This window comes from Brevundimonas sp. (genome assembly GCF_030682035.1).
Classification (GTDB): Bacteria; Pseudomonadota; Alphaproteobacteria; order Caulobacterales; family Caulobacteraceae; genus Brevundimonas.
The window spans coordinates 82,338-99,381 of record NZ_JAUXQZ010000016.1 but is presented as its reverse complement, the minus strand read 5'-3'; the positions used below and the strand labels follow the sequence as shown (position 1 = coordinate 99,381).

The window sequence follows — 17,044 nt, the reverse complement described above, 5'->3', positions numbered from 1 at the left end:
TTGCGATTTCGCATGCGATTGCGATATTGCAATTGCATCGGCTCGATCCTATGTAGCTCACAGATTGCGACATCGCAATTCGCGTGGCCTGCCAGGCCAGCGCCGGTCCCGTCCTTGGAGAAATACAATGAGCCCCCAAAAGCCTGATGACCCGTCGAAGGGCCCCAAAGACAAGCCGCCGAACAAGATCACCATCACGGTGATCTACAACGGCGCGCCCATGCCGTTGGAAGTGAGCGTCAACCAGGCGCTTCAGGCCGTGCTCCAGGACGCCCTCCAGCTGTTCGGTATCGGCGCGGGTCCGCTGCTGTTCAACGAGGCGGGACAGGAACTGGCGCTGAACCAGAGCGTCAAGGACGCGGGGCTTGTCGAAGGCTCGCGGGTCCTGCTGCGGCCGCGTGCGGTGGCGGGAGGCGTGCCGTGCGGGTGAGGGTTCCCGCATTGGTCCTCGATCAGACCTTTGCGCAACTCCGGCGCTGCGGCGCCGGAGTTCGCGAATGTCAGGCGCTTTGGGTGGGGCCATGGTCGGCGCCGAGCGAGGTGACCGAGGTCATCCACCCGCAGCACAGCGCCTCGCCTGTCGGATTTCAGGTCGACCCGGACTGGCTCCATAATTTCTGGGTGCGCTTGGCCGATGAAGGGCTGGGCATTCGGGTCCAGATTCACACCCACCCCGGCGCCGCCTATCATTCTGCGACGGATGACGCCTTCCCGATTATCCACCAACCGGGCTTTCTCAGCCTTGTGATTCCTCGCTTCGCCATGGGGCTCGCCACCTTCGACGAGGCCTTTCTCGCCCGGATCGACGATCAAGGCGTCTGGAACGAGGTCGCCATTTCCAACCACATCGAGGTGGTCCGATGACCGCGCCGTTGCATGAAGCTCTCGGCCGCACCCTGCTGCTGATGCGCGACAGTCTGTCGGAGCGGGTGACGGACGATGAACTGATCGACGCTTTAACCCAACCCTCTGTGGTTCTGGCTGCGGATGGTGACGCCTTGGCCACCCATTCGGGTCAGAGCGCTTTCATCACGGCGGCCTTGCTGATGGCGCGGTCGGGTCATCGGATTCATTTGATGGCGCCCGAAGCCGCCTTGGTTGGGCATCAGCCTCCGCTGGCGGGGACTTCGCTCAGGCGCGGCCTGACCGAGGCCGGTGCGGACCTGTTGCCCGGCCGCGATTACAGCTGGGGACCGCCGGAAGGGGCGGTGGATCTGGTCGTTCGCATCGGCTCGGCCGACCCTGGCATCGAGTCTCACCAGACGGTGTCCATGAACGCCTCGGATTGGAGCGCGACCTTGGGGCCGGGCGATAACGGAAAGCATTGGGAAGCCGGCGAATGGCCAATGGGCGGACTCGCGGTGGCGGCGCTTGCGGCCGGCGAGGCGTTCAAGGGCGCCATGCGCCGCATGCGGCGCCATGCCCGGGCGCCGATAGCGTTTGATGTCGCCCACGCGCCCGCGAAATCCGTAAGCGTGGCGCTCGCGCCGCCCCAGACTCCGCTGGTGACGACCCTGCCTGACAGCGATTTGATCAGCGGCGGCGCGATAGCCAACGCGGTCCTGTATGTTCTCCACCGGCTGCCCGGCGTGGCGGGACGGATGCGTGTGTTCGACCATGACCTGAGCGGCCTGAGCAATCTGAACCGCAACATGCTGTTGCTGCGGTCGCGGCTCGACCGTCTCAAAGTCGACGATCTCGCCACGTTTGGGCGCGGCCTGACGATCACCCCGATCGCCGAACGATTCGATGAGGCGCTCGCCGCCCGGGAGCCGCTGTCGGCCAATGTTCTGGTCGGCGTTGACGATATCCCCACCCGGTGGTTGGTCCAGCGGCTCAATCCCGAATGGTTGGGGGTCGGGGCCACGGCCGGGTTTATGGCCATGTCGTCGTTTCACGAAAACGACCTCCCGTGCGTCGGCTGTCTTCATCCGAGCGCAACAGACGGGGATGGACCAATCCCGACCGCCGCTTTCGTTTCTTTCTGGGGCGGACTGCTCCTTACGGCGCAGTTCCTTCGCCATTTGGCTGACGACCCGGCCGGAAAGCAGCAGACTGTAGCGTTCGCCCTTAGACCCGAGGGCAACTACGACCACATGGTGATGGCCAATCCCGCCTGCCCTGTCTGCTGCGCGGCTGCTCAGCGAACGGCCAACGCGGCCTGACCCCAAGGCATACCCAAGAGGTACCAAGCCTGATCGCGGTGAACACTCGAGGATGCAGCTTACCCTGACTCGCCCTTCAGCGCCTTCTCCTTGCGGCGCACCAACTGCTTGATGCTCGCACCGGGCGTGGGAAGTCGTTCTGGCATCTCCCCACCCAGCTCAGCGATCGTGGCGCGAACCTTTCGGCCCACGTCACGGTGGATATCGTTCGCTTGGGCCTTGGTGCGCGCGCCGTCGCGTTTCAGCTTCTCCTCCGCCTGAGTGGCACGGAACAAATTGGCCGCCAGTTCGGTCGAGCCCATGTGGTCCAGAATCTTCTGGCTCTTCTTCAGCCCCTTTCGCGCATGGATGTCGCGATTGGTTAGACCACCATACAGTCCGCGATAGCCGTGATCCTGGAACACCGCGTAGTCGAGGCCGGAGGTCACGCCCGCTTGGGCGGCGGCCGAGGCCAGCGCCGTATTGTGATGCGCCATTTCCCGCCTGAGCATCATGCGCCGCTCATCCTCGGACAAGGCACCGAAGGCGGGGTCGTCCTGAATTTCCTGACGCCGGGTCTGGACGGCGAAATAGGTCTGGCCTTCGGCGATGATCGGCTTGGACGGGTCTCCGTTCTGGACGATCAGATAGCAGGCGTAGCGCGACAGGCGGACGTCATTGATCTCTCGCCGGGCACCTTTGCCCAGATCGATCATTGTGGTGACGTCACCGAAATGATCGGCCGGATCAAGACCCGCCGCAGAGGCGGATATGCGCGCCTTCTCGACCACCGCGAGGAAGTTTCGGTAGTCCTGATAGCCCAGCACAGGCGCGAGCTGGCGAGCAAACCAATACTCCGCATCGCCATCTTCCTTGCGGATTGATTCGAACGATTGGCGGTGTGGGTCTGCGCTCTCGATTCCGGTCATTCTGAAGAAGAACAAAAAAGCAACCTTGGGTCAAGGATCGCCGCTCCGCGCTCACGCAGAGTGCGCCCGCAGGCCGAGCGTTAGCGCCCCGCTATATCAATGCGCCTCGTCCCAGTTCCCCGCCGCCCGAGCCTCCACCACCAGCGGCACCGTCAGCGCCACGGCCGGTTCCGCGGCGCCCTCCATGGTCCGTTTGATCACCACGATGGCGCGCTCGGCCTCGGCTTCGGGGGCCTCGAAGACCAGTTCGTCGTGGACCTGCAGCAGCATGCGGGTGGAGAGGCCGGCGTCCGTCAGGGCCCCCGACATCCGCATCATGGCGCGGCGGATGATGTCGGCGGCGGCGCCCTGGATGGGGGCGTTGATGGCGGCGCGTTCGCCGAACTGGCGCTCGGCCCCCGACTTTGAGTGGATGGCGGGGATGTGGATGCGGCGGCCGAAGACGGTCGAGACCATGCCGGTCTCGCGCACCTGCACCTTGGTGGCGTCCATGTATGTGCGGATGCCGGGGAAGCGCTCGAAATAGGTCTTGATGTAGGCGCCGGCCTCGCCCTGGTCGATGTTCAGCTGGGCGGCCAGGCCGAAGGCGCTGATGCCGTAGACGATACCGAAATTGATCGCCTTGGCGCGGCGGCGGGTCTCGGGGTCCATCTGGTCGACCGGGACGCCGAACATCTCGCTGGCCGTGGCGGTGTGGATGTCGATGCCGGCGGCGAAGGCGCGCTTGAGCTCGGGGATGTCGCCGATATGGGCCAGCAGGCGCAGCTCGATCTGGCTGTAGTCGGCGCTGATCAGGACATGGCCGGGGGCGGCGATGAAGGCCTGGCGGATCTGGCGGCCGGTCTCGGTGCGGATCGGGATGTTCTGCAGATTGGGGTCGGAGGAGGCGAGGCGGCCGGTGGTGGCGGCGGCCAGCTGATAACTGGTGTGGACGCGGTCGGTGGTCTTGTCGGCGGCCTCGATCAGGGCGTCGGTGTAGGTGCCCTTGAGCTTGGCCAGCTGGCGCCAGTCGAGCAGGACGCGCGGCAGGTCGTGGGTCAGGGCGAGGGTCTCGAGCGTGGCGGCGCCGGTTTCCCACTGGCCGGAGGCGGTTTTCTTGCCGCCGGTCAGGGCCATCTCGCCGAACAGGATGTCGCCGATCTGGCGCGGGGAGCCGATGTTGAACGGGCGGCCGGCCATTTCGTGCGCCTGCTGTTCCAGCTCGGCCATGCGCAGGCCGAACTCTGACGACAGGCGTTTGAGGCGGTCGGGATCGACGCGGACGCCGGCCCGCTCCATGTCGGCCAGGACCGCGGGCATGCCGCGTTCCAGCGTCTCATAGACGGTGACCAGATGCTGCTCGGCCAGCCGCGGCTTGAGGATATGCCAGAGGCGCAGGGTCACGTCGGCGTCCTCGGCGGCGTAGCAGGTGGCCGGTTTCAGCTCGACGTGTTTGAACGACTTCTGGGCCTTGCCGGTCCCGGCCACCTTCTTGAACGGGATGGGCTCGTGGCCGAGGTGCAGCCTCGCCAGCTCGTCCATGCCGTGGCCGTGCAGCCCACCCTCCAGCACATAGGAGATCAGCATGGTGTCGTCGATCGGGGCGACGCGGATGCCGCGTTGGGCCATGACGGCGAGGTCGTATTTGCCGTTCTGGGTGACCTTGAGGACGCCGGGGTTCTCCAGCAGGGGCTTGAGTCGGGTCAGGGCCTCGGCCTTGACGATCTGGGTCAGGGGCTCGCGCTGTTCGGCCTCGCCGCCGAAGTCGAGGCCGCCGGCGTTGGCGGCCGGCTCATGCTCATGGGTCAGGGGCACATAGCAGGCGTCGTTGGGGCCGATGGCCAGCGACACGCCGCACAGGCCGGCGTGGGTGGCGCTGAGGGCATCCGTCTCGGTGTCGAAGCCGACGACGCCGGCCTCGGTGGCGCGGGCGATCCAGACGTCGAGATCCGCTAGCGTCTGGATGCAGTGGTAGGCGTCGGTGTCGACGGTCTGGGCCTCGGCCGGGGCGGCGGGGACCTGGCCGTAGCGGGGGGTGGCGACGGGGGCGGTCGGGGCGCGGGGCCGGGCGACGAAGGCTGAGGCGCCCTCCTTCGCGGTGGCTCTGCCGTCGCCGACGCGGTTGCGCAGGCTGCGGAACTCCATCCGGTCGAGAAACTCGCCCAGCTTCTCCGGGTCGGGGTGACGGACCAGGAAGTCGTCGATCGGCTCGGGGGCCGGGGCGTCGCAGGTCAGGCGCACCAGCTCGCGGCTGAGCAGGATCTGGTCGCGGAAATTGATCAGGGTCTCGCGGCGCTTGGGCTGTTTGATCTCGCCGGCGCGTTCCAGAAGCGTGTCGAGGTCGCCGTATTCGTCCAGCAGCTGGGCGGCGGTCTTGGGGCCGATGCCGGGGGCGCCGGGGACGTTGTCGACGCTGTCGCCGATCAGGGCCTGAAGATCGACCATCTTGTCCGGCATGACGCCGAACTTCTCCATCACGGCGTCCTCGGCCAGGCGGCGGTCCTTCATCGGGTCCCACATGACCACGCCGCCGCCGATCAGCTGCATCAGGTCCTTGTCGGACGAGACGATGACGGCCTCGCCGCCGGCGTCGCGCGCCTTGCAGGCATAGGTGGCGATCAGGTCGTCGGCCTCATAGCCGGGCAGCTCCAGACAGGCGACGCCGAAGGCCGCGGTGGCCTCGCGGACCAGCGGAAACTGGGGGATCAGATCCTCGGGCGGGGCCGAGCGGTTGGCCTTGTACTGGTCGTACAGGGCGTTGCGGAACGTCTTCTCCGAATGGTCGAAGATGGCCACCAGATGGGTCGGGCCGTCCGCGCCCTTCATGTCCTGCAGCAGCTTCCACAGCATGTTGCAATAGCCCTGCACCGCCCCCACCGGCAGGCCGTCGGACTTGCGCGTCAGAGGCGGCAGGGCGTGATAGGCGCGGAAAATATAGGCCGAGGCGTCGATCATCCACAGCCGCAGGGCGGGGCCGTCCTGCGTGAGGGGGCGGTCGTTCTGTTCGGCTGCGGCGTCGGTCATGGCGCGAGCATAGGCGGGGCCGCCGCCGCCGTCACCGCCTCTACTGCGCCCGCAGACCGGTGATGGTGCGGGTCGGCGCGATGTCCTCCGCCGAGGTGATCAGGTGAACAAGGGCGGGGCGGCCCGCGTTGCGGGCGGCGGCGAGCGCGGCGGGGAAGTCTTCGGTGCGTTCGCAGCGGACGCCGAAGGCCCCGAAGGCCTCGGCGTATTTGACGAAGTCGGGGTTCCTCAGGTCGGTGGCGATGACCCGGTCGGCGCCCGGATAGTGGCCTTCCTGGTGCATGCGGATGGTGCCGTAGGTGCCGTTGTCGACGACCACGACCACGACATTGATCCCGTACTGGACCGCCGTGGCGATCTCCTGGCCGGTCATGAGGTAGTCGCCGTCGCCGGCGATGCAGATGACGTCGCGGTCGGGGTGAACCGACTTGGCGGCGATGGCGGCGGGATAGCCGTAACCCATGGCGCCCGAGGTCGGGGCCAGCTGGGTGTGCATGGCGCGGTGGCGGTGGAAACGGTGCAGCCATGCGGCGAAATTGCCCGCGCCGTTGGTGACGATGGCCGTCGGCGGCAGGACCTCGGCCAGATGGCGGATCACCTCGCTCATGTTCACCGCGCCGGTGACCGGCACGGGCGTGGTGAAGGCCTCATAGTCAGCATGGGCGGCGGCGGCTTCGCCCGGCCAGTCCCGGCCCGGGTCGATCATTGACAGGGCGTGGGCGGCGAGGGCGTTGTCAGCGGTCGCGCTCATCAGCGGAGCCCAGACCCGGCCCAGTTCCTCGGCGCCGGGGTGGATGTGGATCAGGGTCTCGGCTGTGCGGGCGCGGTCGAACAGGGTGTAGCCTTGGGTCGGGTTCTCGCCGAGGCGGGCGCCGATAGCGAGGATCAGGTCGGCGTTCTTCGCCCGGGCAGTCAGTTTCGGATTGCAGCCCAGGCCGAGATCGCCGGCGTAGTTGGAACGGTCGTTGGACAGCAGGTCCTTGCGGCGGAACGACAGGGCGACCGGCAGGCCGATCCGCTCGGCCCAGTCGCCGATGGCCGCCGTCGCCGCCTCGGTCCAGCCGGAACCGCCCAGCACCAGCAGGGGACGCTCGGCCCTCGCCAGCCGCGCCCGCACCTGTTCGACGAAGGCCGGGTCCAGCGCCGCCTTCGCGGGGGTCACGGGCCGGATCGGCGCCGGGCCCCCGTCGGAATGCAGGATGTCTTCGGGCAGGGCGATGACGACCGGGCCCATCCGTCCCTGAAGCGCGGTGGCGAAGGCGCGCTCGACCACTTCGACGGTACGCTCCGGGCTTTCGATCTCGGTCGCCCATTTGGCCAGGCCGCCGAAGACCTCGCGGTAGTCGACCTCCTGGAAGGCGCCGCGGCCGCGGTCGGTCAGGGCGATCTGGCCGACGAACAGGATCATCGGGGTAGAGTCCTGATGCGCTGTATGCACCCCGATGGAGGCGTGGGTGGCACCCGGTCCGCGCGTGACCATGCAGACGCCGGGCTTGCCGGTCAGCTTGCCATAGGCCTCGGCCATGTTGGCGGCGCCCGCTTCGTGGCGGCAGGCGATGACCTGAATCTTGTCCCGAACATCCGCGAGGGCGTCGAGGACGGCCAGATAGCTTTCGCCCGGTACGCAGAAGACGCGGTCGATGCCGTTCATGACGAGGGTTTCGACGATGCGGCGGGCGGCGGTGTTCGCGGGCTGGCTCATGGGGCGGGGGTTAGCAGATCAGACCCCGGCTTGGCCATGCAACCCCGCCGCTACGCTTCACGTTCATCGCCCGGGCTTCAGTGCTGCCAAGAGACGTTGCAACACCATCCCGGGCATAGGCCGCGACGTCCGCGCCGCCGGCCAGGCCGTGACCAGCGGCGCCGAGAGCGCCAAGAACCAGCTCTTCGTCCCGTGATCTGACCCGCCCTCCGTTCTCTTGCGTCCGCGAGGGTCGGTTCATCACAACGAGCACAACGAAGGTCACAACGGACACAACGGGATCTGAGGTGGTTCGGAGATCGGAGTCTTCGCCTCGTCAGCCATCGATTGCGGCTTCGCCGCCTTGAGGCTGACGCCCTAGGCGTACTTCTGTGCGTCGAAGACGCGTGAACTTGAGGGAGGGTGCGGCCTTGTCCGCCGTTCCCGTCCCGTGGTGTCCGTTGTGACCTTCGTTGTGCCCATTGTGATGAACCCGCTGGCGCTTGCGGCCCGCGGGGCCCCGTCAGTAGCTGACGCCCGTCAGATAGAGCCCCGTGGACGGCGCCACGGGTCCGCAGGCCGAGCGATCACGCGCGGCCAGCGCCGCCGCCACATCCCCGATCTCCCACCGGCCCAGTCCGACCTCAGCCAGGGTCCCCGTCATCGATCGCACCTGCCGGTGCAGGAAGCTGCGCGCCTCGAACACCAGATGCACCTCGTCGCCGACGCGCCGGACATCCGCCACGTCGAGAGTCTTTTCGGGCGATTTCGACTGGCAGTTCACATCGCGGAAGGTGGTGAAGTCGTGCAGGCCGACGAGGCTCTGCGCCGCGGCTTGCATGGCGTCGGCGTCCAGCGGCTTGCGCATGTGCCAGACCCGACCGGCGTCGAGCGCCGGCGGTCCGGGGCGGGTGAGGATGCGATACAGGTAGCGCCGTCCCGTCGCCGAGAAACGGGCATGCCAGTCGCCGTCGACGCCGATGCAGTCCAGCACCGAGATCGCTTCGCCGATCAGATGGGCGTTGAGGGCGTTCATCACCGTCCGCGCCGGCCAGTCCTTTTCGAGATCCAGACTGATGACCTGACCGGTGGCGTGGACGCCGGTGTCGGTCCGTCCGGCCGCCGCAAGGCGCACGGTCTCGCCGCAGAAGGCGGTGATGGCCGTCTCGACCGCGCCCTGAACCGTCGACTGGTCGGTCTGGGCCTGGAAGCCGTTGTAGCCGGAGCCGTCATACTCGAGCGTCAGCCGGTAGCGTGGCATCAGCCCAGCACCGTTCCGGGGGGGAGCGGAAAGCCCCGCAGCATCTCGTCATCGGTCTGCGCCGCCTTACCGGCCCGCTGGACCCTCAACAGCCGCACCATGCCGTCGCCGCAGGCCACACGCAGACCGTCGTCCAGAACCTCGCCCGGGGCGCCGGAGCCGGGCCCGGACACCCGTGACATCAGGGCCTTGATCCGCACCGGCCCGTCATCCCCGGCCACCTCGAACCAGGCGCCGGGGAAGGGCGAAAGGCCGCGAATGTGGGCGTCCACCTCGGCGGCAGGGCGGGACCAGTCGATCCGGGCCTCGGCCGGGGTGATCTTCCTTGCATAGGTCGGCTCGCCCGACTGCGGCGTGCCCTCGACCGCGCCGCGCTCGATGGCGGCCAGGGCGCGTGGCCACAGGCTGGCCCCGGTGTGGGACATACGTTCGCCGAGGCTGGCGGCGGTATCATCCTCGCGGATGTCGAGGATTTCGGAGAGCAGGATCGGTCCCTCGTCCAGACCTTCGGACATGCGTATGATCTGGACGGCGGTCTGGCGGTCGCCGGCCATGATGGCGCGCTGGATCGGGGCGGCGCCGCGCCAGCGGGGAAGCAGCGAGCCATGCAGGTTGAAACAGCCGAGCCGGGGGGCGTCCAGCACCTCGGCCTTGAGGATCTGGCCGTAGGCGACGACGCAGGCGGCGTCGACCTCGAGGCCGCGGAACGTTTCAATGGCGTCCGGGGACTTCATCGAGGTCGGGGTGAAGACCGGCAGGCCCATGGTCCCGGCGAAGGCGTGCACCGGCGAGGGGGTCAGCTTCTGGCCGCGGCCGCGGGGTTTCGGCGGCTGGGAATAGACCGCCACGATCTCATGGCCCGAGGCGATCAGCTCGGCCAGCGACGGCACGGCGAAATCCGGTGTTCCCATGAAGGCGAGGCGCATCCCGGCGCTTTGCCCTATGCGCGGGACGGGGACAAGGCGAGGCTATGACAGGGAGGCGCTCCAGCCGGCTTGGAGCGGTCGTCGACCGAGCCGTTGCAGAAGCCGGACCGGGACCGGTAGGTTCGACTGACGGGACAGGAGCGAACCGCATGGTTGAGACGACCATCAGCGCCGGCGTGGTGCACGAGGTGCCCCCGGACCTGTGCGACATGCTTTTGTCCGACAGCGCGGCGCTCTCCAAATGGCAGGACATAACCCCGCTCGCGCGCAATGAATGGATCTGCTGGATCGAGTCCGTGAAAACGGCCGGAACCCGGCGCAAACATCTGGAACGGACGTGTTCCGATTTGAAGGCGGGGAAACGCCGACCGTGCTGCTGGCCGGGTTGTCCGCATCGCGAAAAACAGTCCTCGCGGCGTGTCGCCACGCCGACTGGCTGAGGGCTGTCCACCGACGCTGGGCGGAGGTCTGCAACTTGTTCTTCAACGGCTTAATGTCCGCTTGCCGGACTCAGGCGCCAGTCGGCTCACGACCCAAAGCGGACCATCCCTGTGGCCGAGCGGGGTATCGTTTGGAACTTGAACAGTCCGCCCAACTCTCCGCCTATTGAATAGGGGCCTCCCAGTCGTCCATGGCGGTGATACCTGCGGGCAGGCGGCAGTGTCGAACCCGGTCAACTGCCACAACTGTGCCGCCTCGGGAGTTGCAAACTCGGGCAGTCGTTACCCTATCAAGTCTGATTAGTGCCGGCGCGTTTCTCGCACTGGTCGCAGGTTCCTGGAGAGAAGCAGTCCCTGCCAATCGGTTCTGATAATAATTGGGGACATATTGTGCCGGGTTCGCACTCTCAGGATTGGCAGTCGGTTGGCTAGGAGCGTTTGGCCTAGTAGCGTCCTGCACGGTTGCTACCGTCGCGGACGAGGGGGAACCTAGAGATGCTGCGACTACCGCTGCGACGATTGCAATTATTCGGGACATATTGACCTCTTTGACAGCGTGGCGATCGTAGATCGCTGTTCTACCACACAAGGGGCAGTTGCCAAGATGGACAGAACGCTGGTCTCTCCGGGGCACGCGGCGTGAGTACGGCGAAGCATGTGTGTCCGCTTCCCACCCATAGCGGACATGAAGGGCGTCGTCTTTCTGGTGCGCCGCCGGCCGGCAGGCGGGCAAGCCGCGCCCGTGACCGTGGCCCGACCTCAGCTCTCGGCCAGATGACGGAGACGCCCTCCGCTCGCCCAGACTCCCGCCTACGCCCAGCCGCGGCTGGCGATGTACTGCTCCAGCGCCGCGATCCGTGTTGAATCGGACGGGTGGGTGGACGCGAACTCCGGATTCCGCGTCTGGCGCTGCTGACCCATCAATCGCCACAGGGCCACGGCCTCGGAAGGCCTGTAACCGGCCCGCTGCAGGTAGTCGACGCCGATCCGGTCGGCTTCCAGCTCGTGGTTGCGGGAGAATGGCAGCAGCAGGCCAAGCTGGGCCCCCAGGCCGCCAATGGCGCCGGCCGCGCGGCTGTAGTCGCCGGCGGCGCTCTGCACCCCGCTGAGCGCCACGCTGGTGAGGGCGTTGGTCGAATAGCGCTCGGCGGCGTGGCGGGCGACGACGTGGCCGATCTCATGGCCCAGCACCGTGGCCAGCTGATCGTCGTTGCGGACCAGCGCCAGCAGGCCGGTGGTCACGCCGATCTTGCCGGAGGGAAGAACGAAAGCGTTCGGGCTGTCGCTGACGAACAGGGCGTAGTCCCAGCTCCGGTCCGTGAGGCCGGCGGCCTGCACGATCCGCTCACCGACGCGCCGGATACGGGCGTTGGCGGCGGCGTCCCGGGACAGCGGCTGGGTCCGCAGGGCCTGGGCCCAGGCGGCATCGGCCTGCTGCGTCAGCGCGGAATCGTCGACGATCAGCAACTGATTGCGACCCAGGGTCTCGTTGTAGGCGCAGGCGGAGGCCGACAGGGCGGCGACGGCGGCGACGGCGACGGTGGCGAGGCGGTTCATGGCGGGCTCCGGATCAGCTTGACCGTCGCCAAACGCACGAGGACGAGGAAAGGCTCCGTCACGGCGCCCGCTCTGTCCCGGTCGTCCGACGAACCTCAGTCCCAGCGCGTGTGAACGCCGCCGCCTTCGTCCCACTCGCCGCCCGCATCAAGGGCGTCGTCGAAGTCCAGCATCCGGTCGAGCAGCACGCCGGCGATCACACCGACCGCCGCGACGCCGATCAGCACGGCGACGCTGCCGAGGCCGATCTTTTCATTGTGCGTCAGACGGCGGCGGCCCTGCGGGTCGATGATGCGGTCGCGGCCTCGTTTCAGGCGTGTTGCGATTCTGGCCATCAGGCGGCCAGCCTTGCGTTCTTCTTGACCCTGGCCACGGCGCGGTCGCGCTTCAGCCTGGACAGGTGGTCGATGAACAGGACGCCTTCGAGGTGGTCCATCTCGTGCTGGATGCAGACGGCATAGAGGCCCTCGGCCTCTTCCTCGACGGTCTCGCCGGCATAGTTCATGTAGCGCAGGCGGACGCGGGCGGGACGTTCGACGCTGTCGAAATATTCGGGCACCGACAGGCAGCCTTCTTCGTAGGTGAACAGCTCGTCCGAGGCCCAGACGATCTCCGGGTTGACGTAGTAGCGCGGGTTGCGGCGCGCGATCTGCGCCTCCTCACTTTCGTCGGCTTCGGCGTCCTGGACGTCACCCTCGAGGACAGCGTCGTTGAGGTCCATGACGATGACCCGCCGGACGTCGCCGATCTGAACGGCGGCCAGGCCGATGCCCGGCGCGGCGTACATCGTCTCCAGCATGTCATCCATCAGCCGGCGCAGGTCGGCGGTCACCGGCCCTTCGACCGGGGTGGAGATCTGCTTCAGCACCGCCAGGTCGGCGGCGTTGTCGATGGTGAGGATGCGACGGACGGCCATGCCCGCGAGGTAGGGCGGCGGACCCCAAAGGTCAAGATTCCCCGGCGTCGCACCGGGTTATGCGGCGGCCCCGGGCAGGGGTCGCGGCTTGCGGTTGTTGTCGATCGAGACATAGGTGAAGACGCCCTCGGTGACGCGGACCGAGGCCGCCTCGGCGTGATCACGCGGCCGTTTCCAGGCCTCGACATGGACCCGGATCGAGGTGCGGCCGGTCTTGAGCACGCGGGCGTAGATCGAGACCTCGTCGCCGACCGAGACGGGCTGAAGGAAGACCATGCCGTCCAGGGCGATGGTGACGCAGCGCCCCTGGGCGAGTTGGAAGGCCGGGGTCGCGCCGGCCAGATCCATGTGCGCCAGCAGCCAGCCGCCGAAGATGTCGCCCTCTGGATTGGTGTCGGCGGGCATGGCGATGACGCGCCCGGCGGGCTGGCCCAGGGGATGGCCTTGGGGCTGGCCTTGGGGCAGGGTCGGAAGGGCGTCGGTCACGCGCGGCTCCGGTTCAGGGAAGGAAAAATGGCGCACCCGACAGGATTCGAACCTGTGACCCCTGCCTTCGGAGGGCAGTACTCTATCCAGCTGAGCTACGGGTGCGTCTGGCGGCGAAACGCCGGACGAAGGGCCTTACAGCAGGAGCGGCCCGCCCTCAATCCCGAATGCGCCGACTGAACCGGATGGCGTTCTGGAAGATTTGTAAGGTTCGGACTGGCGCGTTGTGATCTAGCGTGCGTCCCGCTTCGATGATGGAGGTCCCGATGCGCGCCTTTCTGTTCGGTCTGCTGATGCTTGTGGGCGCTTGCGCCACGGCGCCGGACGATGTCACCACCGGCCATCCGGGCGTCGCGCCGGACAGCCTCGATTCCATCGCTGAATCCTACGTCCTTCTGATCCTCGACATCGGCGAGCTGGAGCCGGGGTATGTCGATGCCTACTACGGGCCGGCGGAGTGGCAGGCGGCGGCGAAGGCGGAGACCGAAACCGCGGCCCAGTTGATCCAGCGCGCCGCCTATCTGTCCAGCCGGCTGGCCGATCTGGACCGCAACGGCCCGTCTGGAACGACCCCCGCAGAGATCCAGCGGCGCAAATATCTGAGCGCCCACGTCTCGGCGGCCTCGGCGCGGCTGAGGATGCTGTCGGGCGAGACGACGAGTTTCGCGGACGAGGCCGAGGCCCTGTTCGGCATCCGGCCCGAGCTGCGGCCGCTGGAAAGCTTTGAGCCCGTCCTGGCCGAGATCGACGCCCTGCTGCCGGGCGAGGGTTCGCTGACCGAGCGGGTCACGGCCTTCAAGTCGCACTATGTCATTCCGAAGGATCGGCTGCAGGTCGTGATGGACGCCGCCATCGCCGAATGCCGCGCGCGGACGGTGCGCCACATCGGTCTGCCGGCCAATGAACGGTTCACCCTCAGCTTCGTCAGCGACAAGCCGTGGTCGGGGTACAACTATTATCTCGGCGACGCGGCCAGCCGGATCGAGATCAACGCAGACCTGCCGATCTATACGGAACGGGCCATCGATCTGGGCTGCCACGAGGCCTATCCGGGCCACCACGTCTATAACGCCCTGCTGGAACAGACCTTCGTGCGCGAGCGCGGCTGGGTCGAGATGAGCGTCTATCCGCTGTTCTCGCCCATGTCCTTCGTGGCCGAGGGCAGCGCCAACTATGGCATCGACCTGGCCTTTCCGGGCGACGAGGGCACGCGGTTCGAGCGCGAGGTGCTGTTCCCGCTGGCCGGTCTCGACCCGGCGACGGCGGACAAGAAGGCGAGGCTGGGCGCGCTGCAGCGTCGTCTGGCGCGGGCGGAATACACCATCGCCGACGACTGGCTGGCGGGGCGGATCGAGCGGGCCGAGGCGATCCGGCGGCTGATGCGGTACACCCTGGCCGACGAGGCCAGGGCGACCCAGCGGCTGCGCTTCATCGACACCTACCGCAGCTACATCATCAACTACGGCCTCGGCCGCGATGTCGTGCAGGCCTGGGTCGAACGGCAGGGACCGGACCGGTGGGAGGGGATGGAGCGGCTGCTGTCGAGCCAGATACTGCCCGCTGACCTGGACTGACGTGTCTCCTCCCTGTCGCGCAGCGATCGGGAGGTAGCGCGGCGCGCCTTCGCGCCGCGACGGAGGGGTTGCGGAGGCGAGTCTCGTCCGTGTGGCGGACAGAGCCCCTCCACCGCTTCGCGGTCCCCCTCCCCATTCGCAAGCGCGAACGGGGAGGAGACAGGCCTGCTCACTGCGCCAGCATTCCCCCGTCGATCTTGAACTCGGCGCCGGTGACGAATTTCGACTCGTCGGAGGCGAGATAGAGGACGCAGTAGGCCACGTCGTCGGGCTCGCCGATCCGCTTCAGGGGGATGCCTCGGCTGAGGCGTTCGTGGGCCTTGGCCTCGTCGCCGCCGGCCATGGCGATGAAGGGATCGAGGATCGGGGTCTTGATGAAGACCGGATGGACCGAGTTGCAGCGCACGTTCCAGTCCATCCTGGCGGCCTCGAGCGCGACCGTCTTGGAATACATCCACACGCCCGCCTTGGTGGCGTTGTAGGCGCCCATGCCCGGTGCGGCGGCGAGCCCCGCGATCGACGAGATGTTGACGATCGAAGCCGGCGCAGCAGCGCGCAGGTGCGGCATGGCGTGTTTGCAGCCCAGCATGATCGACAGCAGGTTGATCTCGAACTGACGCTGCCAGGAGACGATCGTATCCTGCTCGACGAAGGTGAGGACGTCGCCGACGCCGGCGTTGTTGATCAGGATGGACAGGCCGCCCATCGCCCTTACGGCGCGGTCGATGACCGAGACCCACTGGTCCTCTTTGGCGACGTCGTGCTGGAAGGCGAGGGTCGAGCCGGGGACCTCGGCGTTGATGGCGTCGGCGAGGGCATCGGCGCCTCCGCCGTTGATATCCGTGACCGCCACCTTCGCGCCCTCGCGCGCCAGCATCCAGGCCATGGCCTCGCCCAGCCCTCCGGCCGCGCCGGTGATCAGGGCCTGTTTGCCCGCGACCCGTCCCGCCATCACTTCGCTCCCATCGCGCCGGCCGCTTCGTCGATAAAGCGGGCCATCCGGATATCCCTGTCGGTGACGCCGCCGGCGTCGTGGGTGGTGAGCAGCACCTCGACCCGGTTGTAGACGTTCGACCACTCGGGATGATGGTCGACCTTGTCGGCCAGAAGGGCGACGCGGGTCATGAAGCCGAAGGCGGCGTTGAAGTCGGCGAAGGTCAGGTTGCGGATGATCGCGGCGCGGTCGCCCTCATGCGCGCGCCACAGCGGCAGGCCTTTCAGAGCTTCCGTAACGTCAATCCGGTCGGCCATGGCGTCCTCCTGCATCCTTCGCCGTATCGCGCCCGTCGAGCCTCCACAAGCGGTACGGAACGCGCGGTGAAGCTTGGGCGTTACCGGGCGTCACCTTCATGACGGGAGTCCGCCTTGGACAATATGTGGATCGCCGCCCTCGGCCCCGCCGATCGGCGGCGGATCGAACCCCATCTGCATGAGCGGCCCTTCGAACAAGGCCAGATGCTGTACGACGCCGGCGAGGCGGTCGAGGAGGTCTGGTTCCCGATGAGCGGGGTGGTGTCGCTGATGACCATCCTCGACAACGACCGGATGATCGAGACCGCCGCCATCGGCCGGGAAGGTCTGGTCGGCGTCACTTGCGGGCCGATGAACGGCCGCGCCGCCAGCCGGGCCATCGCCCAGGTCGAGGGCGTTTCGGCCTGCTGTCCCGCGGACGTCTTCGCCGACGCCCTGCACGACAGCGAGCCGATGCGGATGGCGCTGGCCAAATTCACCGAAAGCCTGTTCGCCCAGGTGCAGCAAACCGCGGCCTGCAACGCACAGCATCGGCTGGACGAGCGGCTGGCGCGCTGGTTGCTGACCATCCACGATCGCGCCGGGAGCGACCGCTTCGTCCTGACCCAGGCGGACATCGCCGGGATGCTGGGCGTGCGACGCGCGACGGTGTCCGAGGTGGGGACGCTGCTGGTCGACAAGGGGCTGATCCGCCGCGGTCGCGGCTGGGTCGAGGTCACTGACCGCAAGGCGTTGGAAGCCGCCGCCTGCGGTTGCTATGGCGCGATCCGGAGCCTGATGAAGGATCTCGGCGTGCCGCGGCCCCGGACAGGGACTCATTGAGAGCCCTGAACCGCGACCACGCGGCCCGGTGACGGCGGCCCAGCGACGCGCTAG

Annotated in this window: 17 protein-coding genes and 1 tRNA gene; 6 read left to right on the top strand and 12 right to left on the bottom strand. The window is 67.5% G+C overall.

Annotation, left to right across the window (positions count from 1 at the left end; translation table 11 throughout):
- Positions 1-127: 127 nt before the first annotated feature.
- The 3 genes from Q8K49_RS03565 to Q8K49_RS03555 all read left to right on the top strand — a co-directional run bounded on the left by Q8K49_RS03565 (position 128) and on the right by Q8K49_RS03555 (position 2,165).
- Entirely contained in the window at positions 128-430 is a 303-nt protein-coding gene (locus Q8K49_RS03565; RefSeq protein WP_305304113.1) for a DUF2604 domain-containing protein, read from the top strand.
- 110 nt (positions 431-540) lie between these two features.
- A complete protein-coding gene (locus tag Q8K49_RS03560) occupies positions 541-864 on the top strand; it encodes a hypothetical protein (RefSeq protein WP_305304112.1) in 324 nt (107 codons plus the stop codon).
- A complete protein-coding gene (locus Q8K49_RS03555; protein WP_305304110.1) occupies positions 861-2,165 on the top strand; it encodes a hypothetical protein in 1,305 nt (434 codons plus the stop codon). Before Q8K49_RS03560 ends, Q8K49_RS03555 begins: the two co-directional genes overlap by 4 nt.
- Positions 2,166-2,224: 59 nt before the next feature.
- On the opposite strand, the gene dinD is transcribed toward Q8K49_RS03555, so the two are convergent.
- From dinD to fmt, 5 genes are all read right to left on the bottom strand, one after another.
- Complete coding sequence (gene dinD / locus Q8K49_RS03550; protein WP_305304109.1) at positions 2,225-3,073, bottom strand: DNA damage-inducible protein D; 849 nt, start codon at positions 3,071-3,073, stop codon at positions 2,225-2,227.
- A gap of 96 nt (positions 3,074-3,169) precedes the next feature.
- Positions 3,170-6,076, bottom strand: a complete 2,907-nt coding sequence (polA, locus tag Q8K49_RS03545; RefSeq protein ID WP_305304108.1) for a DNA polymerase I — start codon at positions 6,074-6,076, stop codon at positions 3,170-3,172.
- Between the two features lie 40 nt (positions 6,077-6,116).
- A complete protein-coding gene (locus Q8K49_RS03540; protein WP_305304106.1) occupies positions 6,117-7,778 on the bottom strand; it encodes a thiamine pyrophosphate-binding protein in 1,662 nt (553 codons plus the stop codon).
- A 502-nt stretch (positions 7,779-8,280) separates the two neighbouring features.
- Positions 8,281-9,018, bottom strand: coding sequence for a tRNA pseudouridine(38-40) synthase TruA (truA, locus tag Q8K49_RS03530; protein WP_305304105.1), 738 nt, complete (start codon positions 9,016-9,018; stop codon positions 8,281-8,283).
- Positions 9,018-9,944 (bottom strand): methionyl-tRNA formyltransferase, encoded by a 927-nt coding sequence (gene fmt / locus Q8K49_RS03525; RefSeq protein ID WP_305304104.1) that lies wholly within the window; start codon positions 9,942-9,944, stop codon positions 9,018-9,020. The genes truA and fmt overlap by 1 nt, the downstream gene beginning before the upstream one ends.
- 149 nt (positions 9,945-10,093) lie before the next feature.
- Between fmt and Q8K49_RS03520 the strand changes: the two genes are divergently transcribed.
- Complete coding sequence (locus tag Q8K49_RS03520; RefSeq protein WP_305304103.1) at positions 10,094-10,384, top strand: YdeI/OmpD-associated family protein; 291 nt, start codon at positions 10,094-10,096, stop codon at positions 10,382-10,384.
- A gap of 810 nt (positions 10,385-11,194) precedes the next feature.
- On the opposite strand, the gene Q8K49_RS03515 is transcribed toward Q8K49_RS03520, so the two are convergent.
- The 5 genes from Q8K49_RS03515 to Q8K49_RS03495 all read right to left on the bottom strand — a co-directional run bounded on the left by Q8K49_RS03515 (position 11,195) and on the right by Q8K49_RS03495 (position 13,448).
- Positions 11,195-11,941 (bottom strand): M48 family metallopeptidase, encoded by a 747-nt coding sequence (locus tag Q8K49_RS03515; protein ID WP_305304102.1) that lies wholly within the window; start codon positions 11,939-11,941, stop codon positions 11,195-11,197.
- Positions 11,942-12,036: 95 nt separating this feature from the next.
- On the bottom strand, positions 12,037-12,276 hold the full coding sequence (locus Q8K49_RS03510; RefSeq protein ID WP_305304100.1) for a hypothetical protein: 240 nt from the start codon (positions 12,274-12,276) through the stop codon (positions 12,037-12,039).
- Positions 12,276-12,857, bottom strand: coding sequence for a peptide deformylase (def, locus tag Q8K49_RS03505; protein WP_305304099.1), 582 nt, complete (start codon positions 12,855-12,857; stop codon positions 12,276-12,278). Before def ends, Q8K49_RS03510 begins: the two co-directional genes overlap by 1 nt.
- Positions 12,858-12,914: 57 nt before the next feature.
- Positions 12,915-13,343, bottom strand: coding sequence for an acyl-CoA thioesterase (locus tag Q8K49_RS03500; protein ID WP_305304098.1), 429 nt, complete (start codon positions 13,341-13,343; stop codon positions 12,915-12,917).
- Between the two features lie 28 nt (positions 13,344-13,371).
- Positions 13,372-13,448: transfer RNA gene (locus tag Q8K49_RS03495), tRNA-Arg, on the bottom strand.
- A gap of 161 nt (positions 13,449-13,609) precedes the next feature.
- Here Q8K49_RS03495 and Q8K49_RS03490 point away from each other — a divergent pair.
- Entirely contained in the window at positions 13,610-14,917 is a 1,308-nt protein-coding gene (locus tag Q8K49_RS03490; protein WP_305304096.1) for a hypothetical protein, read from the top strand.
- A 169-nt stretch (positions 14,918-15,086) separates the two neighbouring features.
- Here Q8K49_RS03490 and Q8K49_RS03485 read toward each other — a convergent pair whose 3' ends face one another.
- Both Q8K49_RS03485 and Q8K49_RS03480 read right to left on the bottom strand, forming a co-directional pair.
- Positions 15,087-15,869 (bottom strand): SDR family oxidoreductase, encoded by a 783-nt coding sequence (locus Q8K49_RS03485; protein WP_305304095.1) that lies wholly within the window; start codon positions 15,867-15,869, stop codon positions 15,087-15,089.
- Complete coding sequence (locus tag Q8K49_RS03480) at positions 15,869-16,168, bottom strand: 4a-hydroxytetrahydrobiopterin dehydratase (RefSeq protein ID WP_305304094.1); 300 nt, start codon at positions 16,166-16,168, stop codon at positions 15,869-15,871. Before Q8K49_RS03480 ends, Q8K49_RS03485 begins: the two co-directional genes overlap by 1 nt.
- A 123-nt stretch (positions 16,169-16,291) precedes the next feature.
- On the opposite strand from Q8K49_RS03480, the gene Q8K49_RS03475 reads away from it, so the two are divergent.
- Entirely contained in the window at positions 16,292-16,990 is a 699-nt protein-coding gene (locus tag Q8K49_RS03475) for a Crp/Fnr family transcriptional regulator (RefSeq protein ID WP_305304199.1), read from the top strand.
- Positions 16,991-17,044: the final 54 nt, after the last annotated feature.

Coding starts and splice junctions, on each gene's coding strand:
- Q8K49_RS03565 (WP_305304113.1), top strand. CDS start 128: ATGAGCCCCCAAAAGCCTGATGACCCGTCGAAGGGCCCCAAAGACAAG.
- Q8K49_RS03555 (WP_305304110.1), top strand. CDS start 861: ATGACCGCGCCGTTGCATGAAGCTCTCGGCCGCACCCTGCTGCTGATG.
- dinD (WP_305304109.1), bottom strand. CDS start 3,073: ATGACCGGAATCGAGAGCGCAGACCCACACCGCCAATCGTTCGAATCA.
- polA (WP_305304108.1), bottom strand. CDS start 6,076: ATGACCGACGCCGCAGCCGAACAGAACGACCGCCCCCTCACGCAGGAC.
- Q8K49_RS03540 (WP_305304106.1), bottom strand. CDS start 7,778: ATGAGCCAGCCCGCGAACACCGCCGCCCGCCGCATCGTCGAAACCCTC.
- truA (WP_305304105.1), bottom strand. CDS start 9,018: ATGCCACGCTACCGGCTGACGCTCGAGTATGACGGCTCCGGCTACAAC.
- fmt (WP_305304104.1), bottom strand. CDS start 9,944: ATGCGCCTCGCCTTCATGGGAACACCGGATTTCGCCGTGCCGTCGCTG.
- Q8K49_RS03520 (WP_305304103.1), top strand. CDS start 10,094: ATGGTTGAGACGACCATCAGCGCCGGCGTGGTGCACGAGGTGCCCCCG.
- Q8K49_RS03515 (WP_305304102.1), bottom strand. CDS start 11,941: ATGAACCGCCTCGCCACCGTCGCCGTCGCCGCCGTCGCCGCCCTGTCG.
- Q8K49_RS03510 (WP_305304100.1), bottom strand. CDS start 12,276: ATGGCCAGAATCGCAACACGCCTGAAACGAGGCCGCGACCGCATCATC.
- def (WP_305304099.1), bottom strand. CDS start 12,857: ATGGCCGTCCGTCGCATCCTCACCATCGACAACGCCGCCGACCTGGCG.
- Q8K49_RS03490 (WP_305304096.1), top strand. CDS start 13,610: ATGCGCGCCTTTCTGTTCGGTCTGCTGATGCTTGTGGGCGCTTGCGCC.
- Q8K49_RS03485 (WP_305304095.1), bottom strand. CDS start 15,869: ATGGCGGGACGGGTCGCGGGCAAACAGGCCCTGATCACCGGCGCGGCC.
- Q8K49_RS03480 (WP_305304094.1), bottom strand. CDS start 16,168: ATGGCCGACCGGATTGACGTTACGGAAGCTCTGAAAGGCCTGCCGCTG.
- Q8K49_RS03475 (WP_305304199.1), top strand. CDS start 16,292: ATGTGGATCGCCGCCCTCGGCCCCGCCGATCGGCGGCGGATCGAACCC.